The 16,788-nt window shown below is 70.3% G+C and carries 10 protein-coding genes; 2 read left to right on the top strand and 8 right to left on the bottom strand.

Features of this window, described 5'->3' with window-relative positions; all coding sequences use genetic code 11:
- Position 1 precedes the first annotated feature (1 nt).
- The 3 genes from BJQ94_RS06080 to rpsO form a co-directional block, all read right to left on the bottom strand.
- Positions 2-409 carry a hypothetical protein gene (locus BJQ94_RS06080; protein ID WP_265397956.1) on the bottom strand — a complete coding sequence of 136 codons (408 nt, stop codon included), beginning with the start codon at positions 407-409 and terminating at the stop codon, positions 2-4.
- A gap of 238 nt (positions 410-647) precedes the next feature.
- Positions 648-2,528, bottom strand: coding sequence for a hypothetical protein (locus BJQ94_RS06075; RefSeq protein WP_265397957.1), 1,881 nt, complete (start codon positions 2,526-2,528; stop codon positions 648-650).
- A 183-nt stretch (positions 2,529-2,711) separates the two neighbouring features.
- Positions 2,712-2,981: a 30S ribosomal protein S15 gene (gene rpsO / locus BJQ94_RS06070; protein WP_066594293.1), complete on the bottom strand. Its 270-nt coding sequence runs from the start codon at positions 2,979-2,981 to the stop codon at positions 2,712-2,714.
- A gap of 564 nt (positions 2,982-3,545) precedes the next feature.
- Between rpsO and BJQ94_RS06065 the strand changes: the two genes are divergently transcribed.
- Positions 3,546-8,903, top strand: a complete 5,358-nt coding sequence (locus tag BJQ94_RS06065; protein ID WP_265397958.1) for a DUF4011 domain-containing protein — start codon at positions 3,546-3,548, stop codon at positions 8,901-8,903.
- 236 nt (positions 8,904-9,139) lie between these two features.
- Here BJQ94_RS06065 and BJQ94_RS06060 read toward each other — a convergent pair whose 3' ends face one another.
- From BJQ94_RS06060 to BJQ94_RS06045, 4 genes are all read right to left on the bottom strand, one after another.
- Positions 9,140-9,817 carry a maleylpyruvate isomerase N-terminal domain-containing protein gene (locus BJQ94_RS06060; RefSeq protein WP_265397959.1) on the bottom strand — a complete coding sequence of 226 codons (678 nt, stop codon included), beginning with the start codon at positions 9,815-9,817 and terminating at the stop codon, positions 9,140-9,142.
- Positions 9,818-9,989: 172 nt separating this feature from the next.
- Positions 9,990-10,985 (bottom strand): dihydroxyacetone kinase subunit DhaK, encoded by a 996-nt coding sequence (dhaK, locus tag BJQ94_RS06055; RefSeq protein WP_265397960.1) that lies wholly within the window; start codon positions 10,983-10,985, stop codon positions 9,990-9,992.
- Between the two features lie 130 nt (positions 10,986-11,115).
- On the bottom strand, positions 11,116-12,636 hold the full coding sequence (gene dhaL, locus BJQ94_RS06050; protein ID WP_265397961.1) for a dihydroxyacetone kinase subunit DhaL: 1,521 nt from the start codon (positions 12,634-12,636) through the stop codon (positions 11,116-11,118).
- Between the two features lies 1 nt (position 12,637).
- Positions 12,638-13,495: a class II fructose-bisphosphate aldolase gene (locus BJQ94_RS06045; protein WP_265397962.1), complete on the bottom strand. Its 858-nt coding sequence runs from the start codon at positions 13,493-13,495 to the stop codon at positions 12,638-12,640.
- Positions 13,496-13,684: 189 nt separating this feature from the next.
- Here BJQ94_RS06045 and BJQ94_RS06040 point away from each other — a divergent pair, with 189 nt between their 5' ends.
- Complete coding sequence (locus BJQ94_RS06040; protein ID WP_265397963.1) at positions 13,685-15,265, top strand: Na+/H+ antiporter; 1,581 nt, start codon at positions 13,685-13,687, stop codon at positions 15,263-15,265.
- Positions 15,266-15,421: 156 nt separating this feature from the next.
- Here the strand turns inward: BJQ94_RS06040 and BJQ94_RS06035 are convergent, their stop codons facing one another.
- A complete protein-coding gene (locus BJQ94_RS06035; RefSeq protein WP_265397964.1) occupies positions 15,422-16,543 on the bottom strand; it encodes an AI-2E family transporter in 1,122 nt (373 codons plus the stop codon).
- Positions 16,544-16,788: the final 245 nt, after the last annotated feature.

The raw sequence follows: 16,788 nt of genomic DNA, 5'->3' as shown, positions 1-16,788 counted from the left end.
GTCAGGATCCGCTCGAGGTCGCGTCGGAGGTGCTGCCGGTGGCCGGGCTGACCGCGGAGCTCGAGGAATCGGAGCTGGAGGAATCGGAGCTCGAGGACTCCGTGCTCGACGAGCCGGTACTCGAGGTGTCGTCGCTTGAGGACTCGGTAGTCGATGACTCCGTGCTCGAGGACTCCGTGCTCGACGAATCCGTGCTCGAGGAATCCGTGCTCGAGGAATCCGTGCCGGTACTCGTCGACTCGCCGGCGGCATCCGTCGTGCCGGTCGACGTGTCGGAGCTGGACAGATTGGTGGCCTCTGAGTCGGCCCACTCGTGCAGACCGAGCGCCGACGCGGCGACCACGGCGGCCAGCCCGATGGTGCTCGTGATGATGGTGGCCAGTCTCTTGCCTCGCTCGTGCAGGTTCATCTTCCGTGCCGCCTTTCTCAGTCCGGTGGGCGAGTGCCGGTCTCCCGGCTGTCTCGAGACTCCAGACTGCGGCCCTGCCCTATGCGCCACCTATGAGCCGTCTGTGCGCCGGCCGGAGGTCTTATCCGGGTGTGCTGTGGACGCCAGGCGCTCCCCCAGGCGCCGCCTGGGCTACACAAAAAGGGGCCGCCACGAGAACGTGGCGGCCCCTTTCGATGGCAGGTCGGTGGGCGAGCGGCTAGGAGTCGGCGAGCACGATGATCTTGTCGCCGGTGCCGAAGCTGCGCTTGACCCCCTTCTGTGGATTGACGGTGACCCCGAAGGCGTGCGCGCTGCTGCGCGCGTGAGCCGCCTCCCGGAACCCGATCGCGGTCTCGCCGCGCTGGCGGGCCGCTTCGAGCACGGTGTAGAAGTCGACGGATGCGCCGGCCGCGATGTACAGCTCGGCCGGGCGCAGGTAGATCTCGCTGCCGTCGCTGGCGAAGAGAGTGTCGAAGACCTCCGTGAGGCGCTTGTTCTCGGAGACCTGGGAGAGCATCAGGCTGATCAGCTTGTCGCTGACGATGAAGTCGTCGGCCTGGGTCACCTCGGCCAGTTCTCGGTTCCGGTCATCGAGCATTTCACTGACCACGTTGAGGTCGACCCCGGCCCGGTCGGCGATGTCCCGCAGGTGCAGCAGGGTGATCAGCGTTTTCGCGTCGGCCCGTTGGGCTTCCAGGGTTTCCTTGTAGGCGAGCACGATGATGTGGTCGTAGCCCTGCACCGACAGGCTCTCGAGCACGGTCCTGCTCGTCGCGTCGCCGCGTCGCACCTCGACGCTCATGTTGAGGTAGCCGGGAAGGTCGGGCAGGTCGAGGTCGGCCACGATGGTGACACTGGACCCGACGGCCACATAGTCGTCCAGTTCTCCGAGCATGGCCGCGAGTCCACTGTTGGCACCGAGAACGAGGGTGCGTTCGGGCGCCGGTGTGAGTTCGCGCATCTCACTGACGGCGGTCACGTCGACGGTTCCCGGGGTGGCGAGCCGGATGAGGCTGTCGTCCTCCGCGATCACGATGAGCTGGTCCCCGGCGGCGAGGAGCAGGTCATGGGCGGGGTTGAGGTGCACGGCATCACCCTGCAGAACCCCGATCACGGAGCAGTCGGCGAAGGCGAGCTGGGCGTCGAAGTAGCTCCGTCCCACCAGGGTGGGCTGTTCGGTGAAGTAGATCTCGTCACCGTCGAAGTCGAGGAGTTCCGTGTAGACCACGCTCAGGCCGCTCTGCCGGCAGCTCTGTACGGTGATGCGGCTGATGAGGTCGCTCGCCAGCACCCAGTGGGCCTCGTTGCGGCCCACCAGGTGGGCGGCCTCGAGGTTCTCCGGCTGCTGGATCTCCCCGACGATGTGATACGGACCGGGCTTCCGCCGCGGGTTGTTGGTGAGCGCCAGCGTGGTCTTGATCACGATCGAGTCCGGGTCGTCGCTGTCCTCGGGGCCGAGGACGATCACGCTGCGCGCGGTGTGCGGATTGCTGATCTCGAGGTCGGTCAGACTCATCGGGTCGCCGCTGCGGCAGATGATGCGGGTCTTGCCTGGCGTGACCAGGCTGCGGAGGTCGTCCTCCATCATCACCTTGTCCCGGTCGGCGAGGATGACGATGGTGGCGTTCTTCCGCGACTGGTTGGCGATGCAGATCTCGTTCACGATCGGGAAGATCTTCGAGCTCCAGCCGAGAATGAGGGTGTGGTCGGTTTCGAGCACCTTCGAGCGTCCCTTGCGGAGTTCCTCCACCTTGGAGTCGAAGGCACTGGAGATGATGCCGATCAGGCTGGCGACCATGATGACGCCGCCGATCGTGACGACGAGCATCGCGCCGCGGAACCCCCAGCCGGCGTCGCCGCCCATGGTGCCGCTGTCCAGGGTGCGCATCAGGTTGCCCCACAACACCTCGAAGAAGTCCGGAGCCTGCTCGCCGGGCTCCCGGTCGGGGAAGAGGCTGAAGACCACGACAATGAGGGCCACGATGGCGATGAAGACCAGGCTCGCCAGCGCGAGCAAGGCCATCAGCGCGCCCGCTCCCCTGGCCATCACGTTGTCGAACCAATAGCGGAAGCGCTCGGCGAAGCTGGGAGTTGACATGGAGTCCTCTGTGATCGGGTTGCGCAAATGCTAGCGCGCCAGAGGGCGGCCTGGGGCACTTTTTTTGCCGGCCGTTCTCCGGCCCCGACCCGGGCCCCGGGTACACAAAACGGGCCGTCACCCAGATGGGTGACGGCCCGTTTCGAAGAAGATCGCGTTATCAGCGAACCATTCGGCTACTACCTAGCGGCGCAGGCCGAGACGCTCGATGAGCGAGCGGTAACGGTTGATGTCCACGTCGGACAGGTAGCCGAGCAAGCGGCGACGCTGACCAACCAGGAGGAGCAGGCCACGACGCGAGTGGTGGTCGTGCTTGTGCTCTTTGAGGTGCTCCGTGAGGTCGAGAATGCGCTGCGTGAGCATAGCAATCTGGACTTCGGGGGAACCCGTGTCGCCTGGGTGGGTAGCGTACTTTTCGATGATCGCCTTCTTAGCATTAGCTTCGAGTGCCATAGATGGGATCCCCTTTCTCTCACTGCGCGGTGCTCGGGGCAGAATGCCTGAGCTCTCTTTATCCGCGGCCGTTGAACGGCAACCTCAAGATCTTAGCAGAGTTGGACTCCCCCTGCCGGATCGGGGTTCCTCCCCCGCCGCAGTGAAGGCTCCGCGCCGTCGCATCTGCTGCTCGCTTCGCGGCACTAGTTCATGCTCGTGGCACTAGTTAGTTCGCTCGCGGCACTATTGAGATCCCGCGGCACTAGCTATTCGCGTACCTAATGCGTGCCGCGAGACTTAAAGCGGGCCGCGAGGCGTGACACACCGCACGCGCGGGTTCCCTCGGGACAGGTACCCACGCGCCGATGATTGAATGGTCCCCCGCGCGGGGGACAAGAGCACATGCACCAACCCGCACGACATGAGGAGCGCCCGATGCCATCGACCGACACGGAACCGACCAGCCCGGAACCGACCGCGCCGGGCTCCACTCCTCCGGAATCGACTCGGCCGGAATCGACTCGGCCGGAATCGACCGCTCCCGACTCACCCACCACCGGTACCACTTCCTCGAACTCCACCGTGGCCGCACCTCCCTCCACTGACATCTCCCTGTCGCTCACTGTGACTCCCGTGCTCAGCTACGCCCTCGCGCACAACCGCATCAACGTGGTGGGCCGGGTGGGTGTCGACAACCGCGGACCGGCCCGGCGGGAGGCCGTGTTGCGGCTCGAGGTGCTGAGTGCCGGCGATACCGTCGGCACCGCGCGTGACCTGCTCGTCGACCTCGCCGCCGAACGCACCGCCACCTTCACGGATGTATCCCTCACCGTCGACCCCGCCGCCATGCTTCTCATCGAGGAGCAACGTCCGGCGACGATCCACGCCAGCCTGCTCGTGGACGGCACCGTCGTGGCCGAGGCCGCCGAGCCGATCCAGCTGCTCGCCGCCCAGCAGTGGATCGCCCAGCCGGTGGACCTGGCCCTGGAGATGCTCTCGGCGCACGTGCTGCCGAACCACCCCGAGGTCGCCGTACTGCTGGGCGAGGCCGCCGCACTGCTGGAGGCCCGCACGGGATCGGCATCGATGCCCGGCTACCAGTCCGGCGCGGAACGGGTGGACCAGGTGGTCGAGGCGATCTTCGTGGCCATGCGGGCCCGCGGCATCCGGTATGCCACCCCGCCGGCCAGCTGGGTCGACGACGGACAGAAGGTGCGCACGCCCGGCGAGGTGCTCGGCACCGTCGCCGCCGGCGGCGCGTCCGGTGGGGTCGGCACCTGCCTCGACACCGTCGTGGTGATGGCCGCGGCCCTCGAACAGGCCGGGCTGCACCCCCTGCTCTGGGTGGTCGACGGGCATGCGTTCCTCGGCTACTGGCGCGAGGAGGAGACCCTCGGGGCGCCTGCGCTCACCGACGTGGCCGAGGTGATCAACCTTCTCGACCTCGACCTGATCCGGCTCGTCGAGACCACCCAGGTCACCAATCACGGCGCCGGCAGCCCGGTCACCTTCGCGCAGGCGCAGCGCTCCCCCCGGGTGGAGTGGCTGAGCGACCTCGACAGCGTGATCGGCGTCGTCGACGTGGTGCAGGCGCGACGCACGCACATCCTGCCGCTGCCCGCCCGCACCGTGGCCGGTGACGGCACCGTGCTGGTCACCGAGTACCGGCCGGCCGCAGCCGTGCCCGGCGGGCCGGCCGCGCCCGCCAGCACGGCCCAGGTGACGGATGCCCCGGCGCCCGTCGCCGCCGACGTCACACCTCCCCGGGTAACCCCGCCCCGGATCGACCAGTGGAAGAACGCCCTGCTCGACCTCAGCCTGCGCAACCGGCTGATCAACTTCACCGAGCGCGGCGCCCTCGCGCTCACCGTGCCCGACCAGCACCTCGCCGATGTCGAAGACCTCATCACCGGCGGCACCGGGCTGACCCTGCTGCCCTCCGACCGGATGGCGACGACCGACCGGGAGCGCGGCATCCGGTTCGGCCGGGATCTGCCCGCCGACCAGCTGGCGGCGGTGCTCGCCGACAAGCGCGCCGTGTACGCGGACGTCACCGACACCGCCTACGCCACCCGGCTGCGCGCTCTGGCCTACAAGGCCCGCACCGTGGTGCAGGAGACCGGCGCCAACAATCTGTACCTGGCCTTCGGGTCGCTGGTCTGGACCGTGAACGACCGGGAGCTGCGCAGCCCCCTGGTGCTCGTGCCCGTTGTGCTCGAACCGGCCGGCCGGGGCGGCGACTACAGGGTGCGGCTCGACGAGGCCGGCACGTCCACGCCCAACTACTGCCTGCTCGAGAGGCTGCGCCAGCAGCACAATCTCAGCATCCCCGGGCTGGCCAGCCCGGCCGACGACGCCGCCGGGATCGACCTGGCCGGCGCGTTCCGGGCCACCCGCGAGGCCCTGCTGGCCGCGGGCCTGCCGTTCCGCGTCGAGGAGACCCTCGACCTGTCGATCCTGCAGTTCGCGAAGTTCCGGCTGTGGAAGGACCTCGACGAGAACTGGCAGACCCTGGCGGAGAACTCCCTGGTGAACCACCTCGTGCACACACCCACCCAGCCGTTCGTCGACCCGGTGCCGCTGCCGGAACCGGCCGATCTCGACGCTCTCGGCGCCGAATGCCCGGTGCCGGGCGACTCGTCGCAGCTCGCCGCGGTGGCCGAGGCCATCGCCGAGCGCACCTTCGTGCTCGAGGGCCCTCCGGGCACCGGCAAGTCGCAGACCATCACCAATCTGCTCACCCGCGCCGTGTACGAGGGCAAGAAGGTGCTGTTCGTGGCCGAGAAACGTGCCGCGCTGCAGGTGGTGCAGGCCCGCCTGACCGAGGTGGGCATGGGCCCGTTCGCGCTCGACCTGCACGATAAGGCCACCAAGCCGGCCGCCGTGCGCGCCCAGATCCGGCTGGCGCTCGAGCACGCCGTGACCGTGGACGGCCAGGGCCTCAAGAACGACCTCGACGTGCTCGGCACCGCCCGGCGCAGCCTGGCCAGGTACACCGACCGGCTGCACGAGCAGAACGGGGCCGGACTGTCGTTCTACTCCGCCCGCACCGCGCAGCTCACCGCCGACGATGACGTGCGCGCGCTGCCTCTGTCCGCCGACCTGCCCGCGCGCATCACGGCCGACGAGCTGGCCCTGCTGCGGCGGATGCTGCGGGACCTGCCGGACGTGACCGATCCGGTGCGGCCTCGGCCGCAGCATCCGTGGGCGTTCGTGACCGAGCCGCCCGCCCACCCGCTGGACCTGGTGACGGTGGCCCGGGCCGCGGCCGCGCTCGACGAGGCGCTGGCCGGGCTCCCCCGCGCCGACGACCCGGCCGGCCCGAGCGCAGCGGCCGCCGCCGTGGTGGCCGCGTGCGCGAGCCCCACCGAATTCGTCACCCTGAGCAGCCTCGCCGCCGCCGACCGGGTGCCGCTGAGTATCCTCGACGACACCCGCACCCCGGCCTGGGCCGCGGCAGCCGAGGCCGCCGAATCGGCCACGGCCGCGTTCGCGCAGGCGGCGCATCCGGCGCTGACCGTGCTCGAGCCCGGCGCGCTGCGACTGGACGCCGCGGCGATTCACCGCGACGCGCAGGCGGCGGATGCCTCGGGCTTCTTCGGCCGCCGCGGCCGCCGGAAGGCCGTGCTCGCCCGGCTGGCCGCCGACCTCAGGCCCGGCGCCAAGCTGTCCCTCGGCACCCTCTCCACCGTGACCGGTCAGCTCGCCGACAGCCAGGCTCAGTTGCAGGCACTGCGCGCCCAGGTGCGCGCCGTGGACGGCGTGAGCATCGACGACGGCTGGAACCCGCTGGTCGGCGACGCCGACCACACCGGCCGCGACGAGCTGGGCACCCGCCTCGCCTGGCTGCGCTGGGCGGGCGGCACCGTCGCCTCCGGACACCGGGAGCTCGGCGCCGACTTCGTGGCCGCGCTGCGCGACTACCTCGAGCGCACCCCCGAACCGGATGTGCCGCTCTCCACCGCTCTGAATCGTGCCCTGCTCGCGCTGCAGGCCGTGATGACGGCGACAGGGGCCGGCCCGGCCGCCGTCGCCGGCTGGGCTGCCGGCGGTGGTCTCGTGTCGGTCTGGTCGCGCGGCGCCGGCGAACGGGACGCCCAGGCGCCCGGGCTGCCCTCCCTCAGCCGCTGGGTGGCGCTGCTCGAGCACCTCGAGCCGCTCACCCGGCTCGGGCTCACGGCCGCGCACACCGCGGTGCTCCGCGGCGAGGTCGACGCCGACGACGCCGGACTGGCGTTGGAGAAGGGGCTCGCCGACGCATCCGTGGCCGAACGCGGCTCGGCCACCACCCTCGACCAGTTCGACGCGGCCGCACAGAACCGGTCGATCACCCGCTTCACCACGTCGTCCGGGGCGGTGCGCCGGCACCTGCCCACCTTCATCCCGTACAGCGTGCTGCGGCGGCGCAGCATCGGGGCCGCGGCCGACGCCGACGGCGCGACCCCCGGGACAGCCCCCGACACCGACACGACCGCGCGCCTCGGCCTGCTCAAACGCCAGCTCGACCGGCAGCGCGGCGGCATGGGCGTGCGCGAACTCATGCACGAGTTCGGCGACCTGATCACCGACATCATGCCCTGCATGCTGATGAGCCCGGAGTCCGTGGCCAGGTTCTTCCCCGCCCAGGCCGGCCTGTTCGACATCGTGGTCTTCGACGAGGCCTCCCAGGTGCGGGTGTCAGACGCCGTCGGCGCCATGGGCCGAGCCCGCTCGGTGGTCGTGGTGGGCGACAGCAAGCAAATGCCACCCACCTCGTTCGCCGAGTCCGCCATCGGCGCCGGCGACGACGACGGTGACACCCTCGAGTTCGTACGCGACGAGGAGTCGATCCTCTCCGAGTGCGTGCAGGCGCAGGTGCCCAGCAAGTGGCTCTCCTGGCACTACCGCAGCCAGGACGAGTCGCTGATCGCGTTCAGCAACCGGGCCTACTACCGCGACCGGCTCTCCTCGTTCCCGGCGCCGCATCACGCTGCGGGCACGGATGCCCCCGCCGACGCTGCGGGCGCCGCCGGCTATGGCGTCAGCCTCCGCCGGGTCGACGGCACCTTCCTGCGCAGCGGGAAGGGCAAGAACCTGCGCACCAACCCCGTCGAGGCCGAGGCCATCGTGGCCGAGATCGTCGCCAGGTTCGCGGCCGATCCCGAGGGCGTGCCGTCGATCGGCGTGATCACCTTCAACGTGCAGCAGCGGGCCCTCATCGAGGGGAGCCTGCGCGACAGTGGCGAGGACCGCATCGTGCACGCGCTGGAGAGCGAGACCGACGGCCTGTTCGTGAAGAACCTCGAGAATGTGCAGGGTGACGAACGCGACACCATCCTGTTCTCCACGGCGTTCAGCGCAGATGCCTCCGGCCGGCTGCCGCTGAACTTCGGCCCGCTCAACCTGCCGGGCGGCGAGCGCCGCCTGAACGTGGCGATCACCAGGGCCCGGCGTCAGGTGATCGTGTTCAGCAGCTTCGCGCCCGCCGATCTGCGCGCGGAGGAGACCATCTCGGCCGGGGTGAAGGACCTGCGCGCCTACCTCGACCTGGCCGCGGGCGGCTCGGACGGGCTCGCCAGCCCGCTGCGCCAGTCCGGGGCGCTGGACCGGCACCGGGAGGAGATCGCCCAGGCCCTGCGCGAGCGCGGCTACGCCGTGCAGACGGACGTGGGACTGTCCGACTTCCGGGTGGACCTCAGCGTGGCCACCGGCGGGGCCCCGGAGCATCCGGTTATGGCCGTGCTGCTCGACGGCCCCAGCTGGGCCGCCCGCCGCACAGTCTCCGACCGCGATGGCCTGCCCGTCGAGGTGCTCTCCCGGCTGATGGGCTGGCCCGCGGTGGAGCGGGTGTGGATGCCGGAGTGGCTGGACGACCAGGACGCCGTGCTCGCCCGCCTCGCCGAGACGCTCGACGCCCTCGACGCCGCCCGCCAGGCGCACGAGGCCGCCGCCCTGGCCTGACCGGCCCGTCTGGCCCGACTGGCCCGACTGGCCCGACTGGGGTGACTGGCCCGTCTGGCATGACTGGCGCGACTGGCGCGACTGGCGCGACTGGCCCACTTTCGCTAATCCGCACCGCCCTCCCACTAGCAAATTCGGGCCAGTCACCTCACGCCCTGGCGGGACTGGCCCACTTTCGCTAGTGTGCAGGGCCCTCCAACTAGCGAAATCGGGCCAGTCCGAACCTGGCGGGCGGCTCAGAGCACCGTGAAGCCGGCGGGCAGCGGCGCCCGGCCGGTGACGGCGCGAAGCAGCGGAGCGGAGACGCCCTTCTGGGCGGCCAGGTCGGCGAGCACGTGCAGGGTCGCGGCGGCGGCGGGTTCCGGCACGGTCTGCTCGGCGGCCGGCACCCCCTGGCTCTGCAGCAGGTCGCTGGTGTGCACGGTGAGCTCCAGCGTGCGCGACGGCAGGTACTCGGCGATGCGGATGCGCCCGGCCGGCGTCTCCGCCGGCTCGGCGCCGTCGAGGGTGGCCACCCGGGCCAGCACCCGGGCGGCGAGCGCCGCGACGGCCCTGGCCGGCTCGGCACCGAGGGTCGCTGCGGTCTCGCGGCCTCGTTGCGCGATGATCTCCGGGGTGCCCGCGGCGAGCGCCCGCTCGAAGTAGGCCGCGGGCGAGGTCACCTCAACGGGTGCGGCCACGCCGGCGGCATCCTCCTCGGCCGCGAGGTCGAGGTAGGTCTCGATGGTGGAGAGGGCGCGGCTGGTGTGCCCGACGAGGTCGCGCACCGTCCACTCGCCCAGGCCCACCTCTGCCCAAACCGCCGGGTCGCCCGCCGCCCGCTCGGCGATGCCCGCTGTCACCGAGACGAACCACCTGGTGGCCGCATCGAAGGCGAAAACCGTGTCTGACCAGTCATTGGGAGTCTCACTCATGCCCACAGAGTACCGGCACGGCACCATCACGGTACAGGGCTGCAGCACCACCGACACGATGGCCGAGTCGACCGGTCCAGGAACCGGTGCGCTCGGCCACCGCCCCGCGCGAGCGTCCCGGCTCACACGGAGTCATCACCCCGGCGCCTCCAGGGCGGCGCCGGGGCCGGCCTCAGAACACGTGTGCGGCGATCTCGGCCGGCGCTTCGAGCAGCGCCTCGATCTCGTCGTCGAGCCGCACCAGGGTGAGGGACGCCCCGGCCATGTCGAGTGAGGTGCAGTACTCACCCACGTAGCTGCGGCCCACCGTGATCCCCAGCTCGGTCAGCCGATCGTGCGCCCGTCCGAACAGGATGTACAGCTCGCTGATCGGCGTGCCGCCCAGCCCGTTGATCATCAGCGCCACCCGGTCGCCGGCCACATAGGGCAGGTCGTTGACGACGGCATCCAGCAGCTCGTCGGTCATCTCGTTCGCGCTGGTGAGCTTGGCGCGGCGCCGGCCGGGTTCGCCGTGGATGCCCACGCCCACCTCGATCTCGTCCTCACCGAGTTCGAACAACGGCGACCCCTTCGCCGGCGGGGTGCACGAGGTGAGGGCGATGCCCATGGTGCGGGTGACGCTGTCGACCTTCTGCCCGATCCGGATCAGCTCGTCGAGGTCGGCGCCCTGTTCGGCGGCGGCGCCCACGGCCTTCATCACGAAGAAGTTGCCGGCCACCCCGCGCCGCCCCACCGTGTAGGTGGAGTCCTGCACGGCGACGTCATCGTCGATGAACAGGGTCTTCACGTTCACTCCGTCGGCGGCGCTGAGCTCCTGCGCCATCTCGAAGGCCATCCGGTCGCCGGTGTAGTTGTTCACCAGCAGCAGCACGCCCTTGGGCGAGGCCAGCAGCTTGGTGGTCTCGTAGACGTAGTCCATCGGCGGCGCCGAGAACACGTCGCCCGGACACGCGGCGTCGAGCATGCCCTTGCCCACCGTCATGACGTGCGCCGGTTCGTGGCCGGAGCCGGACCCCTGGATGATCGACACCTTGTCGGGGTTGGGGCCGTCGGCGCGCATGATCAGGTTGTACGCGGGCACGTACCGGAGGGTATCCGGGTTGGCGAGCGCGATGCCCTTGAGCATCTCCGGAACGTACTGCTTCGGGTCATTGACGAATTTCTTCATGGCTCCCTCTCTGTAGCGATGCGGTCTGTGACGATGCGGTGCTCGGTCGGTGCGGCTCGGTCGGTGCGGCCTGGTCGGTGCGGCTCGGTCGGTGCGGCCTGGTCGGTGTGGCTCGGTCGCTGTGGCTTGGTCATTCGGTGTGGCTCGTCGGGCGCTCGGCGGCGCCCTGCGAACCCGCGGAGGAGCGCACCCTGGCGTCCCACTCGGCGCTGAGCCGTTCCAGGATCACGGCCACAGCCACCGCGCCCGGGTCGGGCGAGCCGATGCTGCGCTCCCCCGTGTAGCTGGCCCGGCCGCGGCGAGCCTGCAGCATGGCGGTCTCATCCGAACTGCGCCGGGCCACCGCGGCCAGGCGGCGCAGCGTGGCGGGCGCGTCGGTGCCGGTGGCGACCTCCTCCGCGAGGGCATCCGTCATCGGTACGAGGGCGTCGAGCAGGGTCTTGTCGCCCACATCGGAGTTGCCGCGGGCCTTGATGCCGTCGATGGCGCTTCGGAGCATGGCCACGGCGTCGCTGCCGCTCACGGAGTCCCTGCCCTTGACGGCGATCGACGCCCGCAGGAACGCGGTGCCCCAGAGCGGGCCGGAGGTGCCGCCGATGCGCCCGGAGATGACCATGCCCACCTTCTGCAGGAACGCGCTCGGGCTGCTGCGGTCGAAGCCGTCCCAGTCGGCCAGCACGATCTCGAAGCCCCGGGCGAGGGAGTAGCCGAAGTCACCGTCGCCGACGACGGCGTCGAGGTCGCCGAACTCCTTCTCGTTGTCCACCGCCGTCTGGGCGATGCTGCGCACGACGAATTCGGTGTCTGCCAGGCCGGTCATGGGTGTCTCGCTCTCTGTGGGCGCCGGGTCGGCGTTCGTCTGGGGGTGCGGGTCGGGGTCGGGCAGGCCGAGGATCCGGCCGAGGTCCGCCAGCGTGACGTACGGCCCGGGGCGGATGCCGGCCGGGTCGCTCAGAATCCCGGCGACCGGCCCCTCCGGGTCGCCGAGCGAGGTCACCACCAGGGCGGCCCCGTCGAAGTCTTCGTGCACCGTGTAACTGCTCACCGTCACGAGGGCGGTGAGCCCGGCGGCGAGCGCCGCCCTGAGCCCGTTCTCGCTGTCCTCGATCACCAGGGTCTCGGCCGGGTCCAGTCCCAGTTCCCGCAGCGCGTGCAGGTAGATGTCGGGGGCCGGTTTCTTAGCGGGCACGATGTCTCCGGCGAACACGTGGAACCGGGCCGCCAGGTCGGGCCCGACAGCGTGCTCGAGCACCGCCCGCACCGAGGCCTCCGCCGAGGTGGACGCCACGGCGAGCATCCAGCCGGCGGTTGCCGCGGCATCCGCCAGCCGCCGGATGCCCGGCCGCGCCGGCAGCACCCCCGCGGCGACACGTTCGGTGTAGATGGCGGTCTTGCGCCTGTGCCATTGCTGGAGGGTCGCGGCCCGGCCGACCGGGTCGTGCGGCAGGTCGAGCGAACGCGCGAACGCCGGGGTGAGGATGCTGGCCATGCGCTCCTTGCCGCCGCCGATCTTCACCTTCTCGGCGTAGTCGGCGTCGCTCCAGTGCACGGGCACCCCGAACTCGTCGAAGGTCTGGTTGAACGCCGGCAGGTGGCCGTCCCGTTCGGTGTCGGCGAGCACCCCGTCGCAGTCGAAGATCAGTGCGGGCATCTCAGGCCTTCCCCGCGCTGCCGAACTGCTCGGCGAGGCCCGTGGTGAGGGAGACGATGTCGGTGCGCACCTTGGCGAACAGCGACGGCGGGTCCCACTTGTCGCGGGCCTGGGCATCCGTGAGGAAGGACAGGTTCGATTTCATGTAGGTGATCTTGAGCGCGGTGGAGATGTTCACCTTGGCGCAGCCGCGACCGATCAGGTCGGTGAACTGGGCATCCGTCATGCCGCTGCCACCGTGCAGAGCAATGGGGATCGGATGCGCCGCGACGAGGTCGCTCACCCGCTCGAAGTCGAGCACCGGCTCCCGCTTGTACACGCCGTGGGCGTTGCCGATCGCGGGCGCGAACACGTCGACCCCGGTGGCCTCGATGAACCTGAGCGACACGGCCAGGCTCTGCCTGGCCGCCTCGGTGTCGCTGCCCACGCCGTCTTCCACACCCGTGATCGACTCGATCTCGCCCTCCACGTGAGCGCCGAAGCTGCGGGCCTGGCGCACCACCTCGATGGTCTGGCGCTGGTTCTCCTCCACCGGCAGGGTGGACGCGTCGAACAGCACCGAGTTCCAGCCGCGTGTGAGGCATTCGGTGATCACGTCACGGTCGGGGCAGTGATCCAGGTGCAGCGCAACGGGCACCTCGATGCCCGCGGTCATGGCCGCCCACATGGCGAACAGAACGTCGGCACCGATCGACTTGACGGTCTTCACCGAGGTCTGCACGATCACCGGGGAGCGGGCCTCGACCGCTCCGGCGAGCACGGCCTCCATGGTCAGGTCGTTCACGATGTTGATCGCGGGAACGCCGTATTTCTCGGCGAAGGCACGATCGACGATCTCCTTGAGAGTGCTCACGGCCATGTGCGCCCCGCCTCCTCGCGTGCTCGCGTCCTCGCGTGTGCTGGGGATCGTAGGCGTCAACTCGCGAACCGGCAATGCCGAACCTGCCATGCCGAACCTGCCATGCCAAACCTGCCGCCCGCCGGCGCGTCCAGGGATACCCGCCGCCGGATCCCCCGCCACGGCGCCCGGCTGCGCATAATTGTCGCTATGGACCCTGTCAGCACCATCGTCTGGATTGTCGCGTTCGTCGTGGTCACCGTGACGGTGACCGGGTTCTCCCGGCGGATCGGCTGGTCCGCGCCGTTCGTGCTCGTGGTGGTCGGCGCGGCCGCGTCCTTCCTGCCGACGGTGCCGCGCATCGAGCTCGAACCCGACCTGGTGCTCTACGGGTTGCTGCCTCCGCTGCTGTTCGCGGCGGCCATCCGCACGTCGGTCGTCGACGTGCGGGCCAGGCGGGACGGCATCCTGCTGCTGTCGGTGGGGCTGGTGGCCTTCACCGTGGTGACGGTGGGGCTGACGGCGTGGCTGGTGGTGCCCGCGATCACGCTCGCCGCCGCGTTCGCGTTCGGTGCCGTCGTCGCGCCCACGGATGCCGTGGCGATCACGGCCATCGCCGGGCGCCTGGGCCTGCCGCGGCGGGTGGTGACCGTGCTCGAGGGTGAGAGCCTGCTCAACGACGCCACCGCCCTGGTGGCCCTCAACGCGGCCATCGCGGCGATCCTGAGCACGGTGAGCCCGCTCTCGGTGACCGGCGACTTCGCGGTGGCAGTGGTCGGCGGAGTGGGCGTGGGCCTGGCGGTCGGTTACGTGCTCGCGATGATTCGGCGGCGTTTGCACGCGCCCGTGCTCGACACCAGCCTGTCTCTCGTCACGCCGTATCTCGCGTTCATCCTGGGTGAGCTCGTGCACGGGTCCGGGGTGCTGGCGGTGGTGATCGCCGGCCTGTACCTGGGTTACCGGGCGCCGGTGATCCAGTCGGCCGAGGCCCGCATCGCGGAGTCGATCAACTGGCGCACCATCCAGTTCCTGCTCGAGAACGCCGTGTTCCTGTTCATCGGGCTGAACCTGGAGGCCATCCTCGAGGGCGTCATGCTCACCGGCGCCGGGTTCTGGCGCACCGTGGGCATCGCGGTGGTGATCCTCGCCGCCCTGCTCGTGTCGCGGTTCGTGTGGATGGCGATCACCACCTCGATCTACCGGTACGGGCCACGCCGGCTGCGGGAGCGGGGCTGGAGCTGGCGCACCGGAGTGGCGGTGTCGTTCGCGGGGATGCGCGGGGTCGTCACCCTCGCGGCGGTGTTCCTGCTGCCGCCGGAGACGCCGCAGCGGGAGTTCCTGCAGCTTCTCGCGTTCATCGTTGTGGTCGGCACCCTGGTGCAGGGACTCGCGCTGCCGTGGATCATCCGCCGGCTGCGCCTGCCGCCGCCGGACCGGTCTCAGGAGCGGATCGAGGCGCAGATGCTCCTCGCCGAGGCGCAGACCGCCGGACTGGCCCGGCTGGATGCCGAGGCGACCGACGCCGACGAGGCCCGGGTGATCGGCCGGCTGCGCACCAACGCGGTGTTCCTCGCCGACGCGCTCGACAACCCGGCGCCGGATGACGCGGAGCCGCTGCCGGCCGCGTACAACCGATTGCGCCGGGCCATGATCGAGGCCGAGCGGGAGGCCGTGCTCGCCGCCCGGGTGGAGGGGCGCTACCAGGAGCCGGCCATCCGCTCGGCGCTGGCGTTCATCGATGTGGAGGAGACCGCGCTCAAGGCCGGCTCTCCCAAACGCCTCGAGGGCTGAGCGGGACGACGCGTCCTCGCGCTCGCGGCACGGGTTAAGCCCCGCGGCACGAGTTAATCCCGGTGGCACGCATAAGAACACGTGCCGCCGGGACTAACACCTGCCGCGAGAATGCCGCGCGCCCGCGCCCGGTTCAGGACGAGCGCGGCGGCGCGGCTAGGCCAGCTTGGGCTGTGTGGCGAGCGGCGGCTCGTTCCAGGTCTTGGCGATGGCCCAGCCCACGGCGGCGATCGGCACAGCGAGCACGGCACCGATGATGCCGGCCACGATGGTGCCGGCGGTGAGGGCCACGAGGATGACCAGGGGGTGCAGTTTGAGCGACTGCGCCATCACGACGGGCTGCAGGAAGTTGCCCTCGAGCTGGTTGACCAGCACCACGATGCCCACGACGATCAGGGCGACGACCCAGCCGTTGGCGACGAGGGCCACGAGCGCGGCGAGGATACCGGCCACGGTTGCCCCGATCAGCGGGATGAACGCCGTGAGGAACACGATGACGGCCAGCGGCAGGGCCAGCGGCACCCCGAGGATGGCGAGGCCGATGCCGATCGCGGCCGCGTCGACGAAGGCGACGATGGCCGTGCCTCGCACGTAGCCGCCGAGTACCCGCACCGAGGTCCTGCCGATGCGGCGGCCGCGCTGCAGTCGCTCGCCCTGGAACGGGCGCAGGAAGAACGCCCAGATGACGTCGCCGTCCTTGAGGAAGAAGAACAGGATCACGATGACGAGTACCAGGCCGGTGACGAACTCACCGGCGGCCGAGACCCCGGCGAGCGCGCCGGAGCCGAACTGGCTGCTGGTGAGGAAGTCGATGCCGGCGTTGCGGGCATCCTCGAGCTGGGTGGCGTCGATCGCCAGCGGTCCCTCGGTGAGGTAGGTCGACAGCTGGTCGATGCCCGTCGAGGCGTTCTCGTACAGGGTGCTCCACTGGTTCTCGACCGCGAGGACGATGAGCGTCACGATGCTGCCGAACACGACGATGGCGGCCAGCAGGGTGATCCAGGTGGCCACGATCGGCGACAGCCCGCGGCGGCGAAGCCAGCCGACCACCGGGCTCAACGCTGAGGCCAGGATGATGGCGATCAGCACCGGGATCACCACGAGCTTCACCTGCACGAGGATGAAAATGATGACGCCGACGAGCGCGAGCGCCAGCAGGATCTGCGCGCTGCGCAGGCCGAGCCAGCCCAGCTTGTCGGTCAGCAGCGTGCGCAATGTCGTGGGGCCGGCGGAGGGGGCACCGGTCACGCGGGCACCGGAGTTGTCTGGGGTTCGCATGGGACCACCCTAGACAACCCGACGCGACATAGCTCGAAACCCGCCGCGCGGCATCCGATCGCACCCTGCGAATCACCGGAGAATCACCCGGCGAACGCATGCTCGACGCACACACGATACACACGTTTTGGATTCCGTACACCCTTGAAATTCCCAGTCTCGTGTAGTGCCATGGAGAGTGCCCCAGCGCGGTCGACGGCTTGCCGGCGACGGGGGGCGAACCACCGGGAAACACCACTGAGGAT

Origin of the sequence: Cryobacterium sp. SO2, from assembly GCF_026151165.2 — a bacterium.
Classification (GTDB): Bacteria; Actinomycetota; Actinomycetes; order Actinomycetales; family Microbacteriaceae; genus Cryobacterium.
The sequence above is the reverse complement of the archived record's forward strand: the minus strand, read 5'-3'. Positions and strand labels throughout refer to the sequence as shown.